The sequence below is a fragment of the Fulvivirga sediminis genome (assembly GCF_016757215.1).
GTDB classification, from domain to species: domain Bacteria; phylum Bacteroidota; class Bacteroidia; order Cytophagales; family Cyclobacteriaceae; genus Fulvivirga; species Fulvivirga sediminis.
Window position 1 is genome coordinate 324,344 of record NZ_JAESIY010000005.1, and the last position, 25,850, is coordinate 350,193.

The window sequence follows — 25,850 nt, forward strand, 5'->3', positions numbered from 1 at the left end:
AGAATGTTAAATTTTGCGCATTACCATTAAACCATCGCGTATAGGAAACAGAACGTTCTCCACACGCTCATCATTATGAACTTTTTTATTAAAATCGAGAATTGCCTGTGTTTTTTTATCTACCTTTTCTCCTACCACCTTACCACTCCACAGCACATTATCAGCTATAATGAAAGCGCCAGAGGGCATTTTATCGATCACCATATCAAAATAAGCGGCATAGCTGGCCTTATCAGCATCTATAAAAACAATATCCGGCTGAATATCTAGCGTAGGAACTACCTCTACGGCATTACCTATCATGTAATCAATACATGCAGCCAATCCGGCATCTTCAAAATACCTCCTCACCATTTCTTCTAACTCTTCATTAACATCTATAGTGATTAGTTTTCCTTCAGGAGCCAGCCCTTCTGCCAGGCAAATAGCTGAATAGCCTGTATACGTGCCTATTTCAAGAATGCATTTGGGCTTTATCATGTGACTGAGCATAGAAAGCACCCGACCCTGAAGATGACCAGAAAGCATTCTTGGCCTCAGTACATTAGCATGTGTTTCTCTGTTTAGTTTTTTTAAAACCTCTGATTCAGGTTTAGTATGTTGCTCTACATACTGCTGTAATTCCGCATCTGTAAACTCCATATAAGGTCAATTTATTAGATAAAGAAATGAATTAAAATATTGTTTATAATTTAATTGTCTGGCAAAAAGGTTAACTGACTAAGCTGACTCTCATCAAACATTTCCACGGCTATATCCTGCAACTCAGAAGCTGTTATACTTCTGATTTTAGCAAACACATCTTCAAGTGATTCTACATGTCCCTTATCCAATATGCTTTTTGCCATCATGAGCATAAGGCTGGTATTATTCTCCTCTGCCATAGCCAGTTGACCCATTAGCTGCTCCTTAGCTGTATGCAGCTGCATTACTCCCAGCGGCTTCTCTGCAAATCTTTTCAACTCCTTCTTCACCAACCTAATGCTTCTCTCTAGCTGACCAGGTTCCGTACCAAAAAAAACCGCAAAAAGACCAGTATCTATATATGATTGTAAACCTGCATCTATGGAGTACACAAAGCCGTGTTTCTCTCTCAGGGCAAGGTTAAGGCGTGAATTCATACCCGGACCTCCAAGTATATTTACCAGCAAGAAGAAAGCTAATCTCTTTTCATGACCTATAGGATAAGTAGGCCTACCAAGCGCACACTGTGCTTGGGTAAGATTTCTATAGACCACTTTTTCTGCTGGTTTGTATTCCAAGAAAGGTTTTCTCACACGTGCTGCCGAATAGCACGGAACTCCGCTAAGATATTTATGAGCAAGACGCTCCACTTTTTTTAAAGGTATATTCCCGACAGAGCAAAATACAAGGTTCTCAGTATTAAGGTTTGCCTTTAAAAAATCTTTAAAGTCCTGCCTTTGAAATGATTTAACACTATCGGCAGTTCCCAAAATATTCATTCCTAAAGGATGATCTCCAAAGACAAGGGTATCAAAATCGTCTTGGATAGCATCTTCAGGACTATCATAATACATGGCCATTTCTTCCAGTATTACATTTCTCTCTTTTTCAATCTGCTTTTCAGGAAAAATAGACTCGAACGTGATATCAGCAAGTAGTTCTACAGCCTTTTCAAAATAACTATCCAGCACAGAGGCATAAAAAGCTATTTTTTCTTTAGTGGTATAAGCATTGAGCTCACCTCCTACAGAATCTATCCTATTAAGGATATGAAAAGCTTTCCTCTTTTGTGTGCCTTTGAAAGCCATGTGCTCCCAAAAATGTGCTATTCCCTGATTTTGTGCTGTTTCATCTCTGCTACCAATATCCAGCATGAAACCACAATGCACAATCTTAGTATTAGACACCTGTTTATGTATTACCCTGATGCCATTCTCAAGGGTAATTATATCGTAATCATCCATTCTGTTTCTCTTGTCAACCGCAAATCTACGTCAATTTTTTCTTTAACCATGAGTGAACTGAGACAGCATACACAGGAATACTACATCTCACAGAGAATGATGCATAGAGGCGCCTAAGCCATACTTTCAAGTGCGCTGACTAGATATTACAATCTGTCGAGCACTTTTTTTATTAGCGAGTCAATAATTTCGGTGGGATTTTTCGCAAACTCATTTTTTACCCTGTTGGCTATAATGGCATTTGCACTCAGCACATCATGTCCTAGCAAGCGGCCCAAAGAGTAATAACCAGCTGTTTCCATCTCAAAATTGGTAAGCCACATATCTTTATGATGAAAATAATTAAGAGTCTCCATCAGCTTAGGGTTCTTTAGGTCGAGTCTGATTTTTCTACCTTGAGGACCGTAAAATCCTGGGCAAGTGACGGTATTACCAATCAACATATCATCGCCCTGAATTTGTTCTTTTAATTCCTGAGACCCTCTAACTACATAGGGTTGAAAAGGCAATCGCACCTGCTCCTGTAGCTTTTTGCCTACTTCATTTTCAAAGTCATCTTGAGGCAAATTATAAAAGCACATGAGCGTATCCAGGCCCACAGCATAATCAGAAAGAAGATGCGAACCTAAGGGAATATCTTGAAGAGCACCAGAAGTGCCGATTCTTATCACTTTAAGTTTCTTCTTCTTTGGTTTTTCCTCTCGTTTTCTAAAATCAATATTAGCGAGAGCATCTAGCTCGGTAAAGAAGATCTCAATATTATCAGTACCCATACCAGTACTGATAACGGTGATCTTTTTACCTTTATAGGTGCCTACATGAGTAATAAACTCTCTTCGATTCATTTCAAAATCGATATCATCGAAGTATTTACTCACCATAAAAACCCTGCTAGGATCTCCTACCGTAATAATAGTATCAGAGATATGGTTAGGCATTAAGTTTAAGTGATAAATGCTTTTATCCTTATTAAGGATTAGTTCAGATTCAGGAATTTTCACCATAATTCATTTCAGGCTTATATACCGGAAAATATATGTAATTCCCGGTATTACAAAAAATAGCATTAAATAACCTCAACCAACTAAAACAACGTTATCTTTCCACTACCTGAGCAGGATTACCGAAAACAGTTTTACCTGCTTCTACATCTGCAATTACTACAGATCCTGCTCCTATTCTGGCACCTTTACCTATTTTAACTCCGCTCACTATAGTTACACCTGAACCTATGAATACTTCATTGCCCACATGTACGCCAGTATTAATTACGCTCCCGGCACCTAACTGAACGAAATCCCCCAACTCAGCACTATAATCCACTACTGAGTTAGTATTTAAGATGCAATGATTGCCCACTTTAGCATTATCAGCAACCCTTGCTCCCATATTAATAAAGTTTCCGTGCCCAATGTAAGCGGTGCCAGCAATAACTGATGCTTGATGGATAGCATTCACAGGCATTACTTTTCTTCTTTCATTGAGCATTTTCACTATATTCTTGCGATATTTATTATCATCTATAGCTATAAAAGCCTCACATTTTTTTCCGATATATTTTAAAAATCCGTCATCATCGGTAGCACCTAGCACACTAATTTCATCCATCTCGGTGCCATGAAGCTTCTCATCATCGTCCAGAAAGCCATATATCATGATATCATTACTGTCAAATATATCTCTTGCAGCACGCCCCATGCTATTAGCTCCAAATATCATTACCGGATTCTTCATATTCATTCCATTTAGTTGAAACGACAAAGCTACATTTAAGTGGCTATTTTATCAATTTATTAACCTTTTCTATCAATGGGTTTTGTATACACACTAAAAGTAAAAGCACAGGCAAAAAACCTACTTTATACCTAACCAAGGTTCCAAAATTTGGTGCGGAAAGTGCCAGAAAAACAGCCAGAATAAAACAATAGAAAATCGATGCCATCAAAACAGTATTTATTTTAGCATTACTCCATTTTTTTCTGAAAAAGGCCGCACCTACCAAAATAAACAAAATAAGATTTTCGAACCCAGCCAATATTTTCAGCCAATAAGTGCTCTCTGCTAATAATGGTCTAAATAAACCTGCAAATAGAGCCTGGGGTACATGAACGGCCAGGCTTGAAAAATCAGGATTTAACTTTCCGTAATGAATCACGTCCTCTACTTCTGAAATTTGATGATACAGGTAGTAATTATCCACTATCACTGCCGCCAGGCGTTCTAGATAAAAATTAGGATGAAGTCGGGTTATTCCTAGGGTAAGAATTATTAGTAGTAAAGAAAAAATAAAGACAGAACTCCATAGCGACCTATTGCCTATCATTTGGCTCACTAGTTGAAAGCATATAATTACTAAAATCATAAGCAACAGCACGCCACAATAGTAATATTTCACCTGCCACAACAGCCAAAGCATACAAAGGCCCCTGATAATAGGAAGCAGACCTGGCCTTTGATTTTGAAAATACCACTTAAGAAATGTACCTAAAATATAGCTAAGTGCTCCGATAGCTACGGCTTCTTTCAACAACCCAGAGCTCCAGAAAACCAATGATGGCCAAAAGAACAATGAAAGGCAGATCGCCAGCCTATTGCCAGGAAAAATATAGATAACCGTTTTAGCTAAAAAAAGCACCCCTGAAAATGCCAACAACGAAAGGAATATTGAAGTACACCAAAAATTGCTATATGTAAAAATGTTTACAATACTAACCAGCTTAGACATAAACACTATTCCAGGCTGACCTTGAAACCCAGTATAGACCATTTTGCCCCATAAAATATCCCAGTAATCTGACGGAGCCGTGAACAAGAGCTGAGTTAAAGCACTGCCATTTTCAAAGTAATTGATAATATCTCCACCTTCATAATAGTAAAGATACAGGCACCCTAACGCCAAGGTAGTGATGAATTTAAAAGCCACTGCAGAAAAGAAAACCTGCCTGCCTAAAAAGTGATATTGATAATACAGCTTTCTAATAATGAAGCCTATCAAGATGAGATCAAGGATAAATATAAATACACTCACTTGCCTCTAACCAATGAAAGCCCCATGCTGCAAGAAAGGCACCTCCTCCTTTTACAATAATTATTATATAACTGAATGAGCGCCTGACTATCATAAGCAGACAGAGGCTTTCTATCCAGATTTGTCCAGATATCTAAGATTTTATTTTTTTCACTTTTAATTTTCTCCAGCAGAGCTATTGCCTTATCTACGTAAACGTTGTTATCCATATAAGTACCATAAGCGAAGAGCAAGGGTACTACAGTATTGATGAGTATATTATCTATACTAGCCTGCCCAATCTCATGGCCACTCTTAGCGGCTACCTTACCCCATTGATAATGATTTTTCCAGTAGTCAGTCAATGGATATTTAAAGATTGATGCTGCACCAGAAGTATCGCTGATGTTGAGAAATTTATTAAAAAGATGCAGGTTATTGGTTAGAATTTGACTCAGCTGAGCCAGCCTCACAGTAGGAAAGTTAGCCGGTCTTAGCCTAAGGAGTTTCCAATGAGCCTCCGTAAGATTTTGCTCCAAGGAATATTTGTTTTTTAAAAAGGCATATTCCTTTTTTAGCTCATCCTGATAGGGTTCATCCAAATCATCGTCAAACAAACATGCCTGTCCAAATAGTAATGCTTCTACCTGCAAGGGACTATCAGCGTGCTTCCTTATTATTTTATATGGCAATGATTTCGCCAGTTCATAAAAGGCCTCTGAATTTATTTTAAAACCCATATTTCGACACAAAAGTCGGTAAGCAGTTTCTTCCCAGTCATTATTATTAGCCTCCAGTGCCTCTATTACCAGAGCTGCCTTTTGCTGCATCCTTTCGGCCAAAGCTTTATCAAGCATAGTGACCCAGGTAATATCAGAAACCTGGTGTAACTGCTCCTGACATGGTATTTTATAAGGATTATTAATAAGGTGCTTATAGTTGAGAATCAATTTTTCATCAACTCTGTTTTTCAATTCGATGGTGGGAATTAATGAGCCATCTGTTCTTTGCACTGGTTTATCATTATCCCAGACTACATGCAGTATCACATTATCATAAGCCTGATCGGTATGATGCCCGTGCTGTCGCCATTCAGAAGCCTTAACATGCAGCTCCACCTGGCCATTCCACTGCAAACCTGCCACTATTATTTTAGCCTCTTTAAAATCAGGACCGGCGTCTGTATTGTGCACACCCGGGAACAACACATTAACCATCTGATGATCCCGGGTAGCTAGTTCGGTTTTATCAAAATATTGAAATTTCCATATAAAGTGAAGAAAGGCTTCCTCCATTAAACAGTTTTAAACTCCGCCAAATATTGCTCCATTTGCTGTTGGAGTGCTTGCGCCTCCTTACCCGCGGCTTCGGCAAAATCTTCTTCTTTAGAAGCGTAAATAATGCCTCTTGAGGAATTTACCAATAAACCACAGTCTTTATTCATACCATATTTAGACACCTCTTCTAAGCTACCTCCTTGCGCGCCAACACCGGGCACCAAAAAGAAGTTATCAGGGGCTATTTCTCTTATCTGCCCTATTTTATCTGCCCTTGTAGCTCCTACTACAAACATTAGCTGATCATCAGTAGCCCACTGCCTGCTTTTCCTTATTACCTCTTCATAAAAAGCCGTATCGTGTTCTCTATTGGTCATTAACTGAAAATCATTACTTCCCTGATTAGATGTATGAGCTAATAAAATAACCCATTTTCCAGGAAAATCCAGGAAAGGAGACACAGAATCTTCACCCATGTAAGGAGCTACTGTAATAGAGTCAAAATCCATGTTTTCAAAAAAAGCCTTAGCGTACAGCTTAGAGGTATTACCGATGTCTCCTCGCTTAGCGTCGGCTATAGTGAAAATGTCTTTTGGAATATACTCAACTGTTTTCTCCAAACTTTGCCATCCCTTTGCTCCTAAGGCTTCATAAAAAGCAATATTGGGCTTATAAGCAACAGCAAAATCCTTAGTTGCATCTATAATGCACTTGTTAAACTCGAAGATAGGGTCTTCATACTCTAGCAGAAATTGAGGAATTTTTTCCAGGTCTGTGTCTAGGCCAACACATAAGTATGATTTCTTTTGACGTATTTGGGATATCAGTTCGGCTTTATTCATATAAGCAAAAATAAAAAAAGGGTGTTAATACACCCTTTTTATCTTATATGTTTTTAGTAATCTATCTCAAATCAATTACTTCTACGCCAGGATATTTAGAAGTATCGAAAGCAAAGAATGAATCTTTAGGGTTAATATTAGTCTTGAAATTCTTAATAGTGTATTCGTACTGATTTCCTGACTTATCAAACATTGTCCATCCTTTTAGGTTTTTAGTCTTCTGAGAGATAAATAGCTTAATTTTAAAAAACTGGGCATCTTTATCATTGGGCACCAAATCCACTTCAGCTACGGTTTCTCCATTTTTAGAAGTTTCTGGGCTTACAAGCATATATTTATAACCACTTTTATAAGCCTCATAAATTTTTGAAGGAGAAATCTCGTCTTCAGAAGGGGTATAGTTATCAATATTTACTTCGTTTACATCTGGTAGATAAGTCCAAACGGTACTGCCATTGTTAATAACAACCTGATCATCCATTTCCAACTTATACATATCACCTTTTACCGTGATTTTACCATTAAACTCCTCATTGATGTTGTCTACCTCATTAACCATAGCAGACGTGATATCAGCGCTATAAGCAGGTATCTGCTTCATTTTGGTGCTCATCGCATCTAATATTTGCTTGGCCTCAGGGTCTTTCTGAGCAAAAGCAACTATTCCTATTAGTACAAACATGAGGATGAAAGAAATCTTTTTCATTACAGTATGGTTCTTATTTAAATTTTAAATCTCAACATAGCGTGCAAAGGTAGAAAAATATATATGGGAGGCACAAGAAATGCCATTTTTCCCATTTATAACAATTAAACCGTACGCTGGTTATAGATCACTCAATAACTGTTCCAAACTGTATTCATCCGACACTAAAACTTCACGAGCCTTGCTTCCTTCGAATGGACCAACGATACCAGCGGCCTCTAACTGATCTATAATCCTACCCGCACGATTGTATCCAAGCTTTAATTTTCTTTGAATAAGTGAAGTACTTCCTTGCTGATGCAACACGATAAGCCTGGCAGCATCATCAAAAAGAGCATCTCTATCTGCCAGGTCTACCTCTCCTACAGCAGAACTTTCGTCATCACCTACATACTCCGGCAATAGATATGCTGATTCATACCCTCTTTGTTCTCCGATATATTCACATATTCTTTCCACCTCCGGAGTATCTACAAAGGCACACTGAAGACGGATCATATCTGAACCTTGTGAAAGGAGCATATCTCCCATACCTATAAGCTGATCTGCCCCCCCGGTATCAAGAATTGTTCTAGAGTCAATTTTTGAGGTCACCCGGAATGATAAACGCGCAGGGAAGTTAGCTTTGATAATACCTGTAATAACGTTAACAGAAGGCCGCTGAGTAGCCACTACCAAGTGAATACCGATAGCCCTCGCCAGCTGAGCCAGTCTGGCAATAGGGGTCTCTACCTCTTTACCTGCTGTCATCATCAAATCAGCTAACTCATCTATTACTAATACTATATAAGGTAAGAAACGGTGACCCTTTTCAGGGTTAAGTCTCCTATTTATAAATTTGGCATTATACTCTTTAAGATTTCTGGACCCTGCATCTTTAAGCAAATCATAGCGGTTATCCATTTCTATACACAACGAATTGAGCGTATTTACCACCTTTTTTGTATCGGTAATAATAGCTTCTTCAGTGTTTGGCAACTTAGCCAAGAAGTGTCTCTCTATCTTATTAAAAAGGGTAAGTTCCACTTTTTTAGGATCTACCAATACTAACTTAAGCTGTGATGGATGCTTTTTATATAGCAAACTAGTAAGCAACACGTTCAAACCTACTGACTTACCTTGCCCTGTAGCCCCTGCCATGAGTATGTGAGGCATCTTAGCCAGGTCTATTACGTGCACTTCATTAGATATAGTTCTACCCAAGGCTACAGGAAGCTCCTTGTCACTCTTCATAAATTTCTCGGTAGAGAATACTGATTTAATCCCTACCATTTCCCTGTTTTCATTTGGCACTTCTATACCAATGGTTCCTTTTCCAGGAATAGGCGCAATAATACGTATTCCCAAAGCGGCAAGAGAAAGCGCTATATCGTCTTCCAGGTTTTTAATTTTTGAAATCTTCACCCCAGCTTCAGGCACTATCTCATATAAAGTTACAGTAGGCCCAATGGTAGCTTTAATACTGGATATGCCTATTTTGAAATTGACTAAGGTCTCAATGATTTTATCCTTATTCTGCTCCAGCTCTTCTTTAGTTACCTGAACCACGCCTGTATCAAAATCATCTAACAATTGTAGCGAAGGATATTTATAAGATCCTAAGTCTAAAGTAGGATCATAGTTTTCCTGCACAGAGGCTGTGTTTTCCTTATTCACGTCGGCATCTACAGAAAAAACAGGCTCCTCTGCTTCCACTTTCTTGCGTTCTGGCAAAGTTACATCAAGCTCTAATCCAGGGTTACTCTCTTTTTTAGGTGTATTGACAGGTCTTTGTTCTAAGACCACTTCGTTTTTCTTAGGAGGTTCTTCTTCCTGTTTCTTCACCACAGGCTTTATTTCTTCTGTCTTATCCGGCCAGTTATCTTTCTCATCTACATAGCCTTCTAATTTTTCATCAGCGGCAGCCTTACCACTAAGTCCCTTCTCAATATCCTCTACCCCATCTTTTATTTTGCCTTTAAAACCTAAGATGGTAGTAACATTAAAGAAGTAGATAATAAACGCTATTAATGAGAAAATAAGTAACAGGATAGTACCCCATCCAATTAACCCTTCTAGTACTATGGATAATTGATAACCAATGCCTCCACTCAAAAAGCCCCATTCTGAAACACCTTCAGTACTAAATACGAGATACCCTAATAAAATGCTTAACCAGATAGTAAAGAACAAACTAAACACCAGCATAGAATAGATAGAGATCAGCTGTTTTCTGAATACTATTTTGTACCCCACAATGAACAGTAATGGCGGAGTAAAGAAGGCAGCTAGACCAAACCAACGGAATATAAAATAATGAGAAAGATAAGCGCCTGAAGATCCCAGCCAGTTTTCGGCTTCTCTGCCTGACTCTATTATCCCAGTTTGCCCAATCGCTTCCACCACACTCTGATCTGCCTTACCTGTAAAAAGGTAAGAGATAAAGGCTGTAAGTAAAAATAGAGAACTAATAAGTAGAAAGAAACCAAAAGTCAGGTGAAAACGCCTGTCTTTTAAAAAGCTTATTTTGAAATTGAACTTGAGCTTTTTACTGCTCTTTTCCTTTTTCTTAGTTTGCTTAAATGTATTTGATTTATATGTGTTTTTGGCCATGTTATAAAAAAGACAAAGCTAATGAAAAATTAACGCCATATCCAGACAAAAAATGTAAGTAGCTAGTTCATTATCTCCACAGATCTGTATGTGCAGTACTGCTTTCAAATGTGATGAACTCATTCATCCTTTATCTCAAAATGTAAAATATAATACTTAAAATCAACCCTTTACGCGAGACACCAGGACTTTATTAATTTGTTTTATCAAAGCAGGTCCTTCATAGATAAATCCTGTATATACCTGAATGAGTGAGGCACCTGCATCTATTTTCTCCAATGCATCTTGAGCGGACATAATGCCCCCTACTGATATGATAGGAAACTCTTGGCCCAGCTTGCCTCTCAAAAATCTCAGTATCTGCGTAGACCGCTGAGTAAGCGGCTTACCACTAAGCCCGCCAGCTCCAATCTCTTCTACTAGCTTTTGAGAAGTTTTCAACCCTTCTCTGGAAATAGTAGTATTATGAGCTATTAAACCATCTAATTGCACTTCCTTTACAATATCCACAATATCTTCTAGCTGACCTTCGGTTAAATCAGGAGCTATTTTTAAGAGTATAGGCTTAGGCTTTTCTTTTGTCAAATTCAGGTTAATCACTGCTTTCAGCAGTTTGGTAAGCGGTTCTTTATCCTGCAGTTCTCTAAGGTTAGGAGTGTTAGGAGAACTCACATTAAGCGTAAAATAATCAACCACCGGGTATAAAGTCTCAAAGCAGTATTCATAATCTTCAAAAGCCTTTTCATTAGGCGTGACTTTATTTTTTCCGATATTTCCTCCAACGATTACATCAGACTTCCGCTTTTTCAACCTCTCTACAGCGGCTATTGCTCCATCATTATTAAACCCCATGCGGTTAATAATGGCCTTGTCTTGTGGCAAACGAAACAAGCGGGGCTTATCATTACCGGGCTGCCCTTTCGGCGTAACGGTGCCTATCTCAATATGTCCGAACCCCAGGCAAGCCAGTTCATCAATTATTTTAGCATCTTTATCAAAACCTGCAGCAAGACCTACCGGATTTTTAAAGCGGATACCAAAAAGCTCTCTCTCCAAACTTTGGTGCTCATAACAAAACATACTCCTCCATATACCCTTAACACCTGGTAATGGACTAAGCTTTTTTAATAGACTAAAAGTAGAATGATGTACTTTTTCAGGATCAGCCTTGAACAACAAGGGCCTTATTAAAGATTTATACACTGGATAAGGATTAATTATTTTGCAGTTGCAAAGATAGCATAATGAGAAACCTTCACCATCAAATTCATAAAAAGCACCTTTACTTTTCTATTGATTGTCTAAACTGACGTCTAATTGCTTTTGTACGAACTCCTTCTCCATGTCGGCCAGTTTAGTAGATCTTTCTTTAACGCTGGAATTAGCAGCGGCCATCACTTCTGTTTTTTGAAGGAAAAAGCTATGCTCCTCTACGCTAAGTAAATGATCATAAGGGCCTCTACCTGAAATTAGCTTCACAAAAATAGGTGCTGTTTCTATAGCTATAAAAAGAAGAATAATAAATAGGTTAGCCATATAAATCGCATCACTTTCGCTAGTAAGCCGATCCAACGCTTCCATCCTGGCAGCAGGACCATCCAGTTTACTTTGTTCAAGCTCATGCATATCTCCTTTCATCTCCGCATCCAAAGCCATTAACTCTTTAGATTTTTGTGCTATTAAAGCATTATTCTGAGTTGATAATTCTTGTAATTCGGCATCAACGCGATCAGCATTTTCCTTTTTGATCTGATAAATAGGCCCAGGGTTTCTTTTGCCTGTACCTCCAGTACCATCAGCCTCCTGCTGTGCTATTCTTCTCAATTCATTTCTTCGATTTTCTTTAGCCAGAATTTCCCCCTTCAATTCATTTATTTCTGAAACCAACAGCTGCCTCTGAGAAGTAAAACGTGAAGCCACCTGACCTTCCTGCCTGGCAAATAGCTCCTGTTCCATCACACTGAGCTCTCCTTTAATCTCATTTTCAAAAATCTTCATCTCTAACGGCTTGGCTATAACTAAAGAAATAAGAAGAGCCAAAATTATTCTTGGAGTAGCCAACATAAACTCCTTAAAAGGCTTCCCTTTTTTTCGCATACTGGAAACCACGTATCTATCCAAGTTAAGAATCATTAAGCCCCAAATGAGTCCAAACGCTACCGACCACCAAGGATTAGCTGTAATTGTAAATAAAGCATAACCACCTGCAAGGGCTGCAAAAAGCCCGGTGAAGAATATAGTAGCCCCTACGCCTACATATTTAGTGCTATCTGTTGGGCATTTTTCCAGCAACTTTATATTAGCCCCTGAGCAATGCCAGAAAAACATTTTCAGTTTATTCATGAATTTCAATCTAAATATTTTTTAGCAACCAATAGTATGCCAGCCATTAAAATAAGCCTAGAAGCTTATTTTAATGTTAAGATGTTCTATTATGAACATACGAGGTGTACGGTTTGTGAATTGCTTCAATTTATTAGTTTAAGGTTAAAAGTGTTTTTAGGCTTACAAATTAATTAACTTAATCACGGTGATAGGTGCCTTTTGCGTAACCTTCTCCTAAGAGGGTATTGCTATCTTTAATTTCCAAAAGGAGATCACTTTTATCAGTTTGTATTCTTATAAAATCATTATCAAGCACATAACTTGTTGGATATTTCAGCCCAAAAATCGCATCGATAACTACAACAGTTGTTCTTCCTTTAAACTCCAGCTTCTTATAAAAACGATTATCATTCGAAATGTAGGTTCCTTGTAGATACGCATATGAACGATAGTTTTTTCTTTCTACGGGAGGCATCGAACTATATTCTGCCAAATACTTCTTAAGACTTTTAAATATTTCGGAGGAACCGGAAACATTGTAATTATCATCTACCCAAAACTCAAATGGTATATAATTAGAGTTTAGACTTTCTTCGTATTCATTCTTATTAATTAAGCTATCCATGGTAATCTTAGAAATTCTATCCTCATCTAAAGTATATGTTACACATTGAATGATTTTAGGATTAACTTCCAAAATTGAATCTAAAAGGTTTGTGACTTTTTCTTTAGTTTTCACCACACTATCTTCATAGTGAATTGAGTTAATATTATAACTAGTGTTAAGACTCATTAATGAATCTATCAATTCGAGATATTCCGTTTTAGAAAATTTCTTGCCGTTTGAATCAGTATAAATAAAGCGGTCTGACATCATATTTTGAGCCTTCAATAACTCCAAGTTATTAAGTGCGGACACAAATGACTGTACCCTGTCCTCTTTTGGAGGCTTACAGCTACCAAAACATAAAATCATTAAGAAAACAAACTGAATCCTAATTAATGCTTTCATTGAAAATTTATGTTAACATAAATAATTTAACACCAAATAAAGCAAATACAAAATAGGTGGAAGCTTTAGTTATAAAAAAGGAATTCCGTCTATAAACTTTTCTGATAGTACATTCACTTTTAGAGTGTATTCTTATTAAGTTCATAAGTAAGAATGCATTCATATACCATTAACTCCTCGGATGAAACTCCTGAATAACTTGTTTTAAATAATCTCTATCTAGGTGGGTGTATATTTCGGTGGTGGTGATGGATTCATGGCCTAGCATTTCCTGCACAGCCCTTAGGTCTGCCCCACCTTCTATTAAGTGAGTAGCAAATGAATGTCTGAAAGTGTGCGGGCTAATACTTTTTGTCATACCGATGGCCTTCGCCAGGTTTTTTATAATCGTAAAAATCATCACCCGAGTCAACTTCTTACCTCTTCGGTTTAAAAAAGCATAGTTTTCATGTCCATCGGCTATATTCAAGTGTACTCTCACTTCTTCAATATAAATTTTGAGGTATTTCAGAGCATCTCTGCCTACAGGAACAAGCCGTTCCTTATCGCCTTTACCAATAATCCTCAGAAAGCCGATGTCTTCATAAATATTGGTAAGCCGAAGGTCTATTAGCTCAGAAACCCTCAGGCCTGAACTGTAAAGCACCTCAAGCATAGCACGGTTACGCTGACCTTCGGGCGTAGAATGATCAATGGCATTAAATAGCTGTTCTATTTCATTAAAACTGAGTGTATCTGGCAGCTTCCTTCCCAGCTTAGGACCTTCTATGAGCGCTGTAGGATCTTTATCTATAAGGTCTTCATACATCAGATATTTATAAAATGCCTTAATGCCAGATAATATACGCGCCTGAGAATGAGAGGTCATGCCCAGCTCGTTTACATACTCTAAAAAATCCTGCAAGTGTGCTGAAGAAATGTCTAATGGCATCACTTGCCAATTGGACATCTCAGTAAACTGTTTTAGCTTTACGATATCATGAATATAGGCTTCTATGGAGTTAGCTGAAAGCGATCTTTCAAGCCTGATATAGTTCTTAAATTGCTGTATGGCTGTATCCCAATTCATGATAATTTTTCTAAGGTTCATCAATTGTTTAGGTGTCACCTAAGAATAACTGTATTTTTGAATGCGACTTTAAAGATATCATGAAAATATTAATAGTTAATGGCCCTAATCTAAACCTCTTGGGAAAAAGAGAACCAGAAGTATATGGGAATCAGGATTTTGAAAGTTTTTTCAACACATTGAAATCAAACTTCAGTGACAATGAATTGGAGTACTTTCAATCTAACATTGAAGGCGAACTGGTGGGTAAAATCCAAGAAGTAGGCTTTAGTTATGATGGTATCATTTTAAATGCAGGCGCTTATACCCACACTTCTGTAGCTATTTCTGACGCTATTGCAGCTGTTACCACACCGGTAATAGAAGTACATATCTCGAACATTTATGCCCGAGAGGAGTTCAGACATAAAAGTATTATTAGCAAAGAATGTATCGGGATGATCTCAGGACTGGGTCTTGAAGGCTACCTGCTGGCTATCACTTATCTTCTTAATAAAAAGCAAAATTCATGATCAATTTCTACCCCGGGCCCTCCCGTGTGGACGAAAATATTCCCGCTTATGTGCAAGCCGCGTATGACAAAGGGATACTAAGCATAAACCATAGAAGCGATGCTTTTATGAAAATGTGTGCTAAAACCGTAGGATTACTAAAAGACAGGCTCAATATACCTGAGAGTTATACTATTTTCTTCACCTCTTCAGCTACAGAATGCTGGGAGATTATAGCACAATCCATAATAGATACCAATAGCTACCACTTCTACAGTGGTGCTTTTGGAGAAAAATGGTTTGATTATACTAAAAAAATCAATCCTTACGCTATTGGATATCAGTTTGATCAAGAGCAGGAATTGAAAACTGGTGAGCTGGACTTATCATCAGAAACAGGACTAATCTGTATAACACAGAATGAGACCTCTAATGGCACTCAGATTTCTAATGCCAGAATAGGCAAGTTAAGAAAGAAATACCCCAATCATTTAATAGGTGTTGATGCTACCTCTTCTATGGCTGGTGCAGCATTAAACTTTAGTAATGCCGATATCTGGTATGCCTCTGTACAAAAATGTTTTGGTTTACCTGCAGGTTTAGGTATAATGGTATGCTCCCCTAATGCTATTGCCAAAGCTCAGGAGCTAAAAAAAGGCAATCATTATAACAGTCTCACATTTATGATTGATAAAATGAGAGACTACCAAACTTCATATACTCCTAATGTAATGGGCATCTATCTGCTAATGCGTGTTATGGAAAGCAGAAAAGAAATTTTAAAAGTGGAGAAAAAACTAAAAAAGAGGTTTAAAGCTTACGCTGAGCTAGTAGATGACGCCAGCGAAGATTATACCTGGCTTATAGAAAATGAAGATGTAAGATCTAATACTGTATTAGTAATAAAAGGAGATCCTGATAAAGTGCAAGAGCTAAAAGAAAAAGCAGCTCAGGAAGGAATCATACTCGGCAATGGCTATGGAGCTAACAAAGTTGACTCCTTTAGAATAGCTAACTTCCCAGCAATAAAAAAAGACGAAGTAAAAACACTGAAGAAGTTTTTAAGGAAGAATCTTTAAAAAGGGTTCTTCCTTGTTATGGAGAGCCACAAATATCAATCAAAATCACATATTGAAAATCCCCAAAAATAAGGTAAGAAGACTTATTTTTGGGGATTTTTCGATTAATAGTGTCAAACAACCGTGAATAATTAAACACAAAAGGCATCACTATTTTTCAATATCTCCACCTACTGAAGTAAAAATGATTCTAATACAAGAATCATTTCCTCCCAAACTTCCCAAAACAATATTATCCACTTGTAGGAAAGCTAATCGTTTAGTCTATCCTAAAACCAAGAAAATTAATTTCATAGAAGAATTTTTGATGAGCTAAAGGGTTAAATAGAACACATAATTTTTCAGGCTAAGCATGATCGCATCAAACATCTGATTTCTCAAGATCCTCAAACACAATTAATAATATAATTAATTTTATTTATAGTATGTATAATTTGCTTAAAAAAACTATTAATATGCAATTATTTTTTTATGTTTGATCTTTAATATCAATTAACCCTACCATGTATTTTATTAATAATAAAAGATTATTATTCATTTTTCTTTTTTTAATTTTTAGTGAGATCCTACATGCCCAAGACAGACATGTATTTACAAAAACAGTTCTACCTTCTCCTCAGTCTGAATTTTTGGTAAAACATATTGCTTACCCAACAGGCAACTTTACAGGTGCTCCAGACATTACGATACCCTTATTCAGTATTACCGGAAAAGACATTGATTACCCACTGTTTTTGCGACATCACATCAAAAACTCAAAAAACACGAGTGTATTTGGCAGAGGTTGGTCTCTACAGGGCACTGGATTAATTACAAGAGTAATCCATGGCATTGATGATTTATCTGATAATGGGTATGCTAAGGGTGGTGAAGTAAATAGTATGGAATTAAATGATACCAACAAATTAAAACTGCTAACTAATGATATCGATGCAGGACCAGATCTCTTCTATTTCAATTTTAATGGTTATGAAAGTAAACTTATGCTTTCTAAAGACGGCGAAGTATTAACAGATGAAACTCTTGGTCTAAAATTCATTATTCCATCTTCGCAACTGGGGGCATGGAAGGTGACAGATAACCAAGGCTATACTTATTTTTTCGGTGAAGAAAAAGCGTTAGAGTTTTTAAGCAAAACAGGTAATTATGAAGGTTTAGTCTCATCCTGGTATTTAAGTCGTATCGTATCTCCCATGGGAGATACTCTTAATTTTAAATACAGTAGCACCATTCAAAAAAGACAGGCAGAAAATGAGTCCGGAAATTTTACAAAGAACTATCATCACCCCCTATATGAAGCTGAAGTTGAAGGCTCCTATAACGTACCTAAATTGATCTCAATCGAAATTAAGAACTCTACTGTTAGTAAGCACATTGGCATAAGTTATTCTAATTCACCCTCACTAAGTGAAAAACTAATTAGTTCCATTTGGCTCTATAGTAATGGCTTAAAGCATGATGATATAGTTAACGGCAAAAGTGAAATACTCGGAGGTCAAAATCAAATAGCTGAAGTTAAATTTTTCTATAATGGAAATGCCAGCCCGTTTGATTTAGAATATGTATATCATTTTGATCAAAACAATCACGAACCGATATCCTCACAAAAACTTAGCTCCTCCATTGCTCACGGAGACCACACCATCAATACCATTGAATATAATGATGGGAAACAGGAAAGATTTCTATATACGGAGCACGATCTTTCCGGATTTGCCGATCGTTATTTCCGACAATATGCAGACCTAGGTGTAAAACTATCAGAAGCAATTGTTAGCGGTGCAGAAGACAATTATTCAACCACTTATGAATATAAAAGAATAAACGGAGATGCATCTATAATGTTAGCCTCCTATGACAATTATTTAACCATATCTTCCTCAAGATGGGTAGACCGTCCTCTATCAAAATCTCAAGGTTTGATCACTCAAAAACACGTAGGCTCTATATACGATAAATTTTTGGGTGGCTACGAGGTATATTATGATGAGGTAAATGTATCTAGTTCAGGAAGAGGTAAAATAAAGTATAAATATACAATTCCTCAAATTGGCGAATCTCATGAGCAAGGCTATTACAAAGAAGCTTTTTATAGCCCTATTTACTCATTAGACTTTTCAGGTGGTAAACTCTCTGAAAAGATCTTATATAAAAAAGTGGGCCAGCAATACTTAACCATTGAACGTCAAAAATTCAATTACACCGAACTAAACAAACCTGCTTTAAGAGGAATTAATTCTATATTTTACGATTATACAGAACAAAAATCTCCGCAAAACACCTTAGATAAACTTTACAAAAAACAATTGATCAACAATATGAGTATTGATGAGATTTCAGGCTATCAGACTTATAATATCACGGTAAAAAACAGCATTCTTAGTAATTCAATCATTACCAAAATAGACCCTGAACGCCAGATAGAGAGTAAGTTATCCACAGAGTATAGCTACGATGACAGTTTTTTACTGAAAGAAGAACTTACCACTTACCCTGATTTGAATCAATCCAAAGCAACCTATACGTATACAAAGAATTACCCAGACAAGGCGGTTTTTTCAGAAATGATAGCTAGAAATATGCTATCATATGTTGTAGAAACTTCGTCTTACAAAAAAAGAAATAACAAGGAGGTTTTCTTTAAGACTAGTGGCAGCATAACCAATTATGATCTTTATGATGCTAATCATAGCAGAGGGTATATTTTACCTTCCTCTATATACGTTTGGGAAAATACAGGAGAAGAAGCTCCCTCATCTGATGTGCCTGATATTTCTGCAGAAAATTACAAATGGCTATCTAGTTATGTGTACGATAAAGAAGGAAGTGTAAGTGATATAAAACATAAAGGCAAACCAGATCAAGCTTTTTTATCAGATTATGAATTTGGGTCACGCGTATTTGTTGCATACAATGCAACTAGTGATGATATATATTATAATGGCTTTGAGAGTGATAACATAGAGCCATCTCTAAGCATAACGGCAAAATATGGAGATAAGTGCTTAGTAGCAGAAGAGTTTCAGGTTCCATTTGTGCCGGAAGACAGCGAAGGCTATATTTTATCTTATTATTACTATGAAAATAATCAATGGAATTATGAGCAAGTCGACTACACTCCCACTATTAAGAAAGGGGAAGCTATAGATGAAGTGAAGGTCTATCCAAGAAAAAGTCATATTCAAACTTCAACCTACGATGAATACGGCCATAAGCTTTCCGAAACTGATCAAAATGGATATTCAATATTTTTCGAATATGATTCTCATGGAGACTTAGAAATAGTCAGAGATAATGAGGCCAATATTTTAGAGTATTATGATCGAAATAGAGCCCAATTCCCTAGTGACTGCAATTATGATGACACAAAACCAATAGAAGCAATTATGATGGACTCTAAAGTGAGTGTGAATTTCGGGTATGATGTAACTAGTGAAGTTGTTGCAAATGGTGGCTGCGGAAGCTTAAGTTTCGAGTGGTATATAGTTGCAGGCAACAAGACCATTCCTATCAACATAGAGCATTATGAAAGTTACTATACTTTTAAAGCTAATTATTGTACCTCGAAAATTTTTGTAAAGTGTAAGGTTTCTGATGAAAATGGATTTTATGCCCCTATTACGGTTACGAAAGAAGTAAATATCAGAGTGGAAGATATTAAACCATCCATATCTATCAAGTCTATGACTCACGGCGGCAGTTTTACTCGATTTTGCAGTGGAGATCAATTGAATTTCACCGCCATTCCTACCAATACCTGCGGCAGCCTTTCATATCAATGGGTGTATAGTTACAACGGACAAAAGCTGTCTTCTACTAGTGCCAGGGCCATTTTCCCCTATATGGGCAGAGGCACCATAAAATGCACTGTACGAGATGATTTTGGTAACACTGCATCCAGCGCAACGAACATAGCCCCTGACAAAAACTGCCTTAATTAACTAAATAAGATAATAAGTTTAAAAATATAAATATGAAATACTATTACCTAAGTGTATTACTAGCACTTTTATGTTTTAATTTTCATTATTCTTTCTCTCAGGTTAATCAAAATAATGATTCCACCTCCACAAATTATCAAATCTACCGAGAGCCACCTCCCTGCGTAGGAGGTTGTGATCCTGGTGACGGTAGACCTACATACCCCGGAAATGGAAATTTACACATACCTGAGAAGCCTAGTTTCTCCGTATCCGGATCACTATGTAATAGCTCTCGAACTTTAAGCTGGAATGGTACACCTGATAGTAAAGACGTATGGTATTGGCAAACCTCTGCTAATGGTACTAGTAAGTCTTATAGCTATAAAAATAAAACTGTAACCACTTCAGGCAGATACTATTTGAGAGGCTATGGAAAATATAGTAAACAGTGGGGACCAGCAGCAAGCGCATACGTTGAGATTCAGCCTGTTTCCAAACCACCTGCCCCTAAGATATTAGAATCGAGGCCAGGTTATACAATATTAAGTAAAACTTATGGTTCTTATTGGCAAAACTCACCTTCAGGCACCAGCACCTCTAATAGCGCCAATTATTTGGCTGTATATAAAAGTGGTTATTACTATTTAAGAGCCAGAAATAACTCTACAGGCTGTTGGAGCGGAGCTTCATCGGTGAATGTATCCATAAACACACCATATACCCTACCGGTAATTAAGGCTGTAGGGGAAAATAAAATAAGTATTAAAAAGCCATATGTAGACATGGCTTTAAATACAACCTACACAACCTATCAATGGTACTTTAATGGAAAGCATATTTCGGGAGCCACTAATGCAGTTTACAAAGCCTTTAAAGAAGGATATTATCATGTAGTAGTAGGAAATTCGCAAGGAGTAAAAATACGCTCAGATTATTTTAGAGTTGAAGATCTAAATAAAAGTAATAATATTTCTTATAGTGCCTCTCATCACATACAAATAGATGGCATCAAAACTATAGAAGAAGTTAAGAGTCAAGACTATGAAGGCAAGAAAAATGTCTCCATAAGCTATTATGATGAATATAAAAGAAAGTCTCAGGATATAATAGTAGGAGGTGCTCCAGATGGCAAAGATATGATCCAAGGGTATACTTATTCGCGCAATAATAAAAACAAGAAAACATACCTCCCTTACTCATCTAATAGCAACACCTCTGAATACAGAACGGCTTGGAAACGAGAATTAGAAGAATTTTATAACGACCATGACAATGGTGAGAATAAAAAGGCTTTATTCGAAGAAATAATTTATGAGGACTCTCCTTATGATAAAGTGACTCAATCTTCATCTGTAGGAAAAGATTGGCAGATAGGAAGTGGGCATGAAAGAACCTATGATTATCATCTCAATGACGGAACAGAAAAAATCATTAAATGGATAATTGATGAAGCTGGTAAGTTTTTAAGAAAAGGATATTATGAAGCAGGAACTTTGCAAATTAGTTATAACAAAGATGAAATGGGTAATGAAAGTTATGCTTACAGTAATTTACTCGGCCAAACTTTAGTAACTAAAAATGCCGTTGGAGCTAAAACATATTTCATTTACGATGATCTTGATAGATTAAGTTATATCCTCCAGCCAGAGCTAGTATCTCGCTTAGAAGAAGGAAATACTCAACCAAGTCAAGAACAAATTGACGCCCATGCTTTTCAATATAATTACGACCTTAAGAATAGAGTAATAAGCTATAAAAACCCGGGAAAAGACAAAACCAATGTGGTATATGATCATCAGGACAGGCCTATTTTAGTACAAAGTGCAAACCTATTAACTGACGATGAGAAGCAATGGATATATGTGAAACATGATATTTTGGGAAGAAAAGTAGCCTCAGGTTTATATAAAACAGACAGTGATAGAAGCTCGCTTCAAAAGCAAGTGGATAACTTTTATAAAAACAACTTGCAATGGAAAGAAATGGAAGGGATTCAATATAATGGTAATACTATAACCAAAACTACACCAACCCAGTGGAAAAATAGTGGAGGAGCATCTTCCACGTACTTGAAAGAAGGGGAAGAAGGCAGTTTATACGTAAAAGCAAACCAAAGTAAGAAAGCAATAATGGTAGGTTTTTCTACTAAAGGAGATAAAAAAGACTTTTCTTATCAGTCAATTGAATTTGCTATATACTTTATGCTTAATGGGAAGATCGCTATCTACGAAAGTGGAAAGAAAACGAAACCAACTTCTATAGCCTACAATAACTCTGATATTTTTTCTATACATCGTGTAAACAACTCCATAGTATATCAGAAAAATAATGAAACATTCTATACTTCAAGAAAATCTTGTAAAGGAGAGGTATTTGTTGACTTCGCCATCTATAGTAATAATGCCTCCATCACTATAGTTAACGCCAAACATGAGGAAAGAACACCATCAGGATATAGTAACAATTCTTTTCCTTTAACTAACATAACCGTGATGTCTGAAGTATATTACGACGATTACGACCTACCTTGGGATGTAACTCCCTATAACAGCAAATATTCAAATTCCAACGAATTTAATAAAGCCACAAAAGGAATAGTCACTGCCTACAGAAAAAAGGAACTGGGTTCTCCTAATTGGTTACAATCTGTAGTATTTTATGATGATAAATACCGAATGGAAGCTACCGTGACAGATAACGCTTATGGGAGTTTTAATAAGGTGTCTTATAAATATACTTTTGATAATAAAGTTACTGCAAGAATTAGTAACATGTACGACTTCAACGGACAAGACTTTGAAGTGACTGAACAATTTCAATACGACCACATGGGCAGGCTAAAAAAATATCTACATAAGATATACAATGGCACGGAAGGTAATGACGCGGCTCCTCCTAAGCTAATCGCTTATAATCAATACGATGAACTTGGCAGGCTAAACAAAAAAATGTTACATGAAGGAGAAGATGGTTTCTTACAGTCAATAGATTATAAATATAATATAAAGGGTTGGCTCACAAATATTAATCATATTGACTTGCTAAATCATGAAGATGACGATAATTTAGTGTGGACTGATTTTTTTGGGATGGACATTGCTTATAACACTTCTAATGGCGTACATGGCAGTAACCCTTTATATAATGGTAATATAAGCGGCATAAAATGGTCTAAAGGTACCACACCAGGAGGAGAACAACTGGCATATGCCTATAATTATGATCAAATATCTCAGTTAAAAGATGCTATGGCACAAAACAATGTTAATGCATTGAAAAATGTAGAGTATGACAAAAACGGCAACATTCGTTCACTATCCAGATATAATGCCGAAGGAGTAGAAATTGACCAATTGAATTATAATTACCACAATGTGGATCACAATAAATTGCTGAGCGTAAATGATAACGCAGAGGATGTAGTAAAGAGCTTAGGCTATAGAGGAAGTGAAAAAGAAGAGCTTTTTGAATACGACAAGGAAGGCAATGTGACTAGCGATCCTACCCATGGAATTATAAGTATATCTTATAATATTTTTAATCAGCCTAAAGAAATATTAACAGAACAGGGTAGCAGGCTGGTGTATAGATATGCTGCAGATGGACAGAAATTAGGATTTAATGAATACGATAAAAATGGACAATTAGTTAATGAAGTCATTTACAACGGAATGTTTTTTATTAAAAATAATAAAGTAGAATTCATCAAACATGCTGAGGGCAGAGCAGTATATGATGAAACTATAGAAAAATGGGTTTATGAGTACGATTTAAAAGATTATCAGGGCAATAGCCGAGTATCATTCACCTCAGCTCCAAAAGTGTGGGATTTCAACTTAAATTATGAGGGAAGTGATGACGACGAAGCTTTATTTGAAAACACTGAATCTATCTCTAACGATATTTTTGATCATACGGACGAAGGCAGCTTATATACCCATTCACAGCTAATTACTGGTGGTGAAGGCAGCCAATTAGGCTCAGTTATTTCTATTCCGGTAGGTGAGGGAGATAAGATTTCGGCCAGGGTATATGCTAAATATTTAGCAAAACCCGGGAACATTTCAGATGCAACACTCCCTATAGGAACGGTATTAGCCAATATGTTTAGTGGAGGCTCTATCATAGGAGGTGAAACTGGCGTTAGTACTATTAATCAGAATTTTAGTGCAGGCACCATAATAGGTACAACAGGGTTTCCTCTTGAAAATGATGATGCTCCAAAAGCATTTCTGAACCTTATGTTTTTGCCTAATGACGAAAGCATAGACCTAAAGCACAATTCCAGTTTTGCTTATGATCAGATCAATGCGAATGCTACTCAGTATGCTGGAGAGGCTAAAAGTAATAGCTATGATGTTTTAGAAATTGATAAATTTGTATCTCCAGGCAATGGTCATATTTTGATATACCTTAGTAATGAATCTGCCAACCTCACAGAGGTATATTTTGATGATCTGAAAATAACCGTAGAAGAACACCCCGTAATACAAAAGAACGATTACTACCCATACGGAATGATAAGTAGTAGCTGGGTGAGACCCAATAACTTAAAAAATGAGTTTTTATACAATGGAGAAAGCAGATGGAATGAAACTACTCAAACCTATCAAACTTCTTTTAGAAGTTACGACCCTGCTTTAGGTCGGTTTTATGGAGCTGATGCATTAGCGGGTAACGCCCCCTCACTTTCTCCCTACAGATACGGATTTAATAACCCTGTAATGTTTAATGATCCCTCAGGATTATTCGAAAATGGCTGGACACCACTTACTGGTTTTGATACTTCTGAAGGCGGAGTTGGTGGTGGAGGCTCCTCCAATGGCACATCTGTGAGTGCGTATTGGGCTGGTCACTGGGCCCAGGCCGGCGCGGTGGGCGCACAAAGGAATGCGGCTATGATGAGTGGACATAATTTTAATAATAGGTATGGAAAGAGTACTTTAGAATACCGAGACAACTATAAAAGGCAAAAAATATGGAACCAAGCTTATGCAAGTGGTGAGGCAGTTACTTACAGAAATGATGGCTATTACTCTACGGTTACTACTCCTTATGGTACTTCGTTAAATTGGACGGAGAATTGGAAGGTTCAGGATGGAGGGGATCCATTTCCTCAGGCGGATGGTTTTAGGGTCACTGAAAGACCGTTTACCGGGTCAAGGGCTGATGGTCAGACATATTTTGAAGGGGTAAGGGTTAATACTAGTGAGATTGGATCATTAAAGAATAGGGCGGCATTTACAGTGCCTGGGGCTGGTATATTTGTGAATCCAAAAGATGAGTATAATGTACAGTTGCTGAAGCATGAATTTGGACATATTCTACAATACAGGAAATTTGGAGCGACCTTTTATACTAAGATGGCAATGACAAGTTTGGAAAGTGCCAATTCAGCTAATCATGGAATAGGTGATCACCAGAGTAATTGGACAGAGTGGACGGCTAATTTTCTGTCATATCAGTATTTTGGAGATACTTCCGCTACATGGGATACAGTTAATTATCCAATAGCTCCATCATTTACAAACCCTAGCTATCCACCAATGTCTCCTTTTGATTTTTATGGACGGTAAATTTTTAGAGATGAGGATTTCAT

General features: G+C 37.0%; 17 protein-coding genes. 4 read left to right on the top strand and 13 right to left on the bottom strand.

Annotated elements, in window-relative coordinates:
- Nucleotides 1-6: 6 nt before the first annotated feature.
- The 13 genes from JL102_RS11120 to xerD form a co-directional block, all read right to left on the bottom strand.
- Entirely contained in the window at nucleotides 7-642 is a 636-nt protein-coding gene (locus JL102_RS11120; protein ID WP_202244469.1) for an O-methyltransferase, read from the bottom strand.
- A 50-nt stretch (nucleotides 643-692) separates the two neighbouring features.
- Nucleotides 693-1,928, bottom strand: coding sequence for a M16 family metallopeptidase (locus JL102_RS11125; protein ID WP_202244470.1), 1,236 nt, complete (start codon nucleotides 1,926-1,928; stop codon nucleotides 693-695).
- A gap of 146 nt (nucleotides 1,929-2,074) precedes the next feature.
- A complete protein-coding gene (locus JL102_RS11130) occupies nucleotides 2,075-2,932 on the bottom strand; it encodes a nucleoside phosphorylase (protein WP_202244471.1) in 858 nt (285 codons plus the stop codon).
- Between the two features lie 91 nt (nucleotides 2,933-3,023).
- Nucleotides 3,024-3,662: an acetyltransferase gene (locus JL102_RS11135; RefSeq protein WP_202244472.1), complete on the bottom strand. Its 639-nt coding sequence runs from the start codon at nucleotides 3,660-3,662 to the stop codon at nucleotides 3,024-3,026.
- Nucleotides 3,663-3,705: 43 nt separating this feature from the next.
- A complete protein-coding gene (locus tag JL102_RS11140) occupies nucleotides 3,706-4,956 on the bottom strand; it encodes a hypothetical protein (protein WP_202244473.1) in 1,251 nt (416 codons plus the stop codon).
- Nucleotides 4,953-6,230 carry a DUF2851 family protein gene (locus JL102_RS11145; RefSeq protein ID WP_202244474.1) on the bottom strand — a complete coding sequence of 426 codons (1,278 nt, stop codon included), beginning with the start codon at nucleotides 6,228-6,230 and terminating at the stop codon, nucleotides 4,953-4,955. Before JL102_RS11145 ends, JL102_RS11140 begins: the two co-directional genes overlap by 4 nt.
- Nucleotides 6,230-7,054, bottom strand: coding sequence for an orotidine-5'-phosphate decarboxylase (gene pyrF / locus JL102_RS11150; protein ID WP_202244475.1), 825 nt, complete (start codon nucleotides 7,052-7,054; stop codon nucleotides 6,230-6,232). The genes JL102_RS11145 and pyrF overlap by 1 nt, the downstream gene beginning before the upstream one ends.
- Nucleotides 7,055-7,115: 61 nt before the next feature.
- Entirely contained in the window at nucleotides 7,116-7,760 is a 645-nt protein-coding gene (locus JL102_RS11155; protein ID WP_202244476.1) for a LolA family protein, read from the bottom strand.
- A gap of 120 nt (nucleotides 7,761-7,880) precedes the next feature.
- On the bottom strand, nucleotides 7,881-10,352 hold the full coding sequence (locus JL102_RS11160; protein ID WP_202244477.1) for an FtsK/SpoIIIE family DNA translocase: 2,472 nt from the start codon (nucleotides 10,350-10,352) through the stop codon (nucleotides 7,881-7,883).
- A gap of 162 nt (nucleotides 10,353-10,514) precedes the next feature.
- A complete protein-coding gene (locus JL102_RS11165) occupies nucleotides 10,515-11,555 on the bottom strand; it encodes a quinone-dependent dihydroorotate dehydrogenase (RefSeq protein WP_202244478.1) in 1,041 nt (346 codons plus the stop codon).
- Between the two features lie 87 nt (nucleotides 11,556-11,642).
- Entirely contained in the window at nucleotides 11,643-12,695 is a 1,053-nt protein-coding gene (locus JL102_RS11170) for a DUF4407 domain-containing protein (RefSeq protein WP_202244479.1), read from the bottom strand.
- 178 nt (nucleotides 12,696-12,873) lie between these two features.
- Entirely contained in the window at nucleotides 12,874-13,689 is an 816-nt protein-coding gene (locus tag JL102_RS11175; RefSeq protein WP_202244480.1) for a hypothetical protein, read from the bottom strand.
- A 169-nt stretch (nucleotides 13,690-13,858) separates the two neighbouring features.
- Complete coding sequence (gene xerD / locus JL102_RS11180; protein ID WP_202244481.1) at nucleotides 13,859-14,758, bottom strand: site-specific tyrosine recombinase XerD; 900 nt, start codon at nucleotides 14,756-14,758, stop codon at nucleotides 13,859-13,861.
- A gap of 80 nt (nucleotides 14,759-14,838) precedes the next feature.
- Between xerD and aroQ the strand changes: the two genes are divergently transcribed.
- The 4 genes from aroQ (at nucleotide 14,839) to JL102_RS11200 (ending at nucleotide 25,827) form a co-directional block, all read left to right on the top strand.
- Nucleotides 14,839-15,270: a type II 3-dehydroquinate dehydratase gene (gene aroQ, locus JL102_RS11185; RefSeq protein ID WP_202244482.1), complete on the top strand. Its 432-nt coding sequence runs from the start codon at nucleotides 14,839-14,841 to the stop codon at nucleotides 15,268-15,270.
- Nucleotides 15,267-16,328, top strand: coding sequence for an aminotransferase class V-fold PLP-dependent enzyme (locus JL102_RS11190; RefSeq protein ID WP_202244483.1), 1,062 nt, complete (start codon nucleotides 15,267-15,269; stop codon nucleotides 16,326-16,328). The genes aroQ and JL102_RS11190 overlap by 4 nt, the downstream gene beginning before the upstream one ends.
- Before the next feature lie 503 nt (nucleotides 16,329-16,831).
- Nucleotides 16,832-20,269 (top strand): hypothetical protein, encoded by a 3,438-nt coding sequence (locus tag JL102_RS11195; RefSeq protein WP_202244484.1) that lies wholly within the window; start codon nucleotides 16,832-16,834, stop codon nucleotides 20,267-20,269.
- A gap of 32 nt (nucleotides 20,270-20,301) precedes the next feature.
- Entirely contained in the window at nucleotides 20,302-25,827 is a 5,526-nt protein-coding gene (locus tag JL102_RS11200) for a DUF6443 domain-containing protein (protein WP_202244485.1), read from the top strand.
- Nucleotides 25,828-25,850: the final 23 nt, after the last annotated feature.

Excerpts from the sequence above, each read along its gene's own strand:
- JL102_RS11120 (WP_202244469.1), bottom strand. The coding sequence starts at position 642 with ATGGAGTTTACAGATGCGGAATTACAGCAGTATGTAGAGCAACATACT.
- pyrF (WP_202244475.1), bottom strand. The coding sequence starts at position 7,054 with ATGAATAAAGCCGAACTGATATCCCAAATACGTCAAAAGAAATCATAC.
- JL102_RS11195 (WP_202244484.1), top strand. The coding sequence starts at position 16,832 with ATGTATTTTATTAATAATAAAAGATTATTATTCATTTTTCTTTTTTTA.
- JL102_RS11130 (WP_202244471.1), bottom strand. The coding sequence starts at position 2,932 with ATGGTGAAAATTCCTGAATCTGAACTAATCCTTAATAAGGATAAAAGC.
- JL102_RS11160 (WP_202244477.1), bottom strand. The coding sequence starts at position 10,352 with ATGGCCAAAAACACATATAAATCAAATACATTTAAGCAAACTAAGAAA.
- JL102_RS11190 (WP_202244483.1), top strand. The coding sequence starts at position 15,267 with ATGATCAATTTCTACCCCGGGCCCTCCCGTGTGGACGAAAATATTCCC.
- JL102_RS11125 (WP_202244470.1), bottom strand. The coding sequence starts at position 1,928 with ATGGATGATTACGATATAATTACCCTTGAGAATGGCATCAGGGTAATA.
- xerD (WP_202244481.1), bottom strand. The coding sequence starts at position 14,758 with ATGAATTGGGATACAGCCATACAGCAATTTAAGAACTATATCAGGCTT.
- JL102_RS11170 (WP_202244479.1), bottom strand. The coding sequence starts at position 12,695 with ATGAATAAACTGAAAATGTTTTTCTGGCATTGCTCAGGGGCTAATATA.
- JL102_RS11135 (WP_202244472.1), bottom strand. The coding sequence starts at position 3,662 with ATGAAGAATCCGGTAATGATATTTGGAGCTAATAGCATGGGGCGTGCT.
- JL102_RS11175 (WP_202244480.1), bottom strand. The coding sequence starts at position 13,689 with ATGAAAGCATTAATTAGGATTCAGTTTGTTTTCTTAATGATTTTATGT.
- JL102_RS11155 (WP_202244476.1), bottom strand. The coding sequence starts at position 7,760 with ATGAAAAAGATTTCTTTCATCCTCATGTTTGTACTAATAGGAATAGTT.
- JL102_RS11145 (WP_202244474.1), bottom strand. The coding sequence starts at position 6,230 with ATGGAGGAAGCCTTTCTTCACTTTATATGGAAATTTCAATATTTTGAT.
- aroQ (WP_202244482.1), top strand. The coding sequence starts at position 14,839 with ATGAAAATATTAATAGTTAATGGCCCTAATCTAAACCTCTTGGGAAAA.
- JL102_RS11200 (WP_202244485.1), top strand. The coding sequence starts at position 20,302 with ATGAAATACTATTACCTAAGTGTATTACTAGCACTTTTATGTTTTAAT.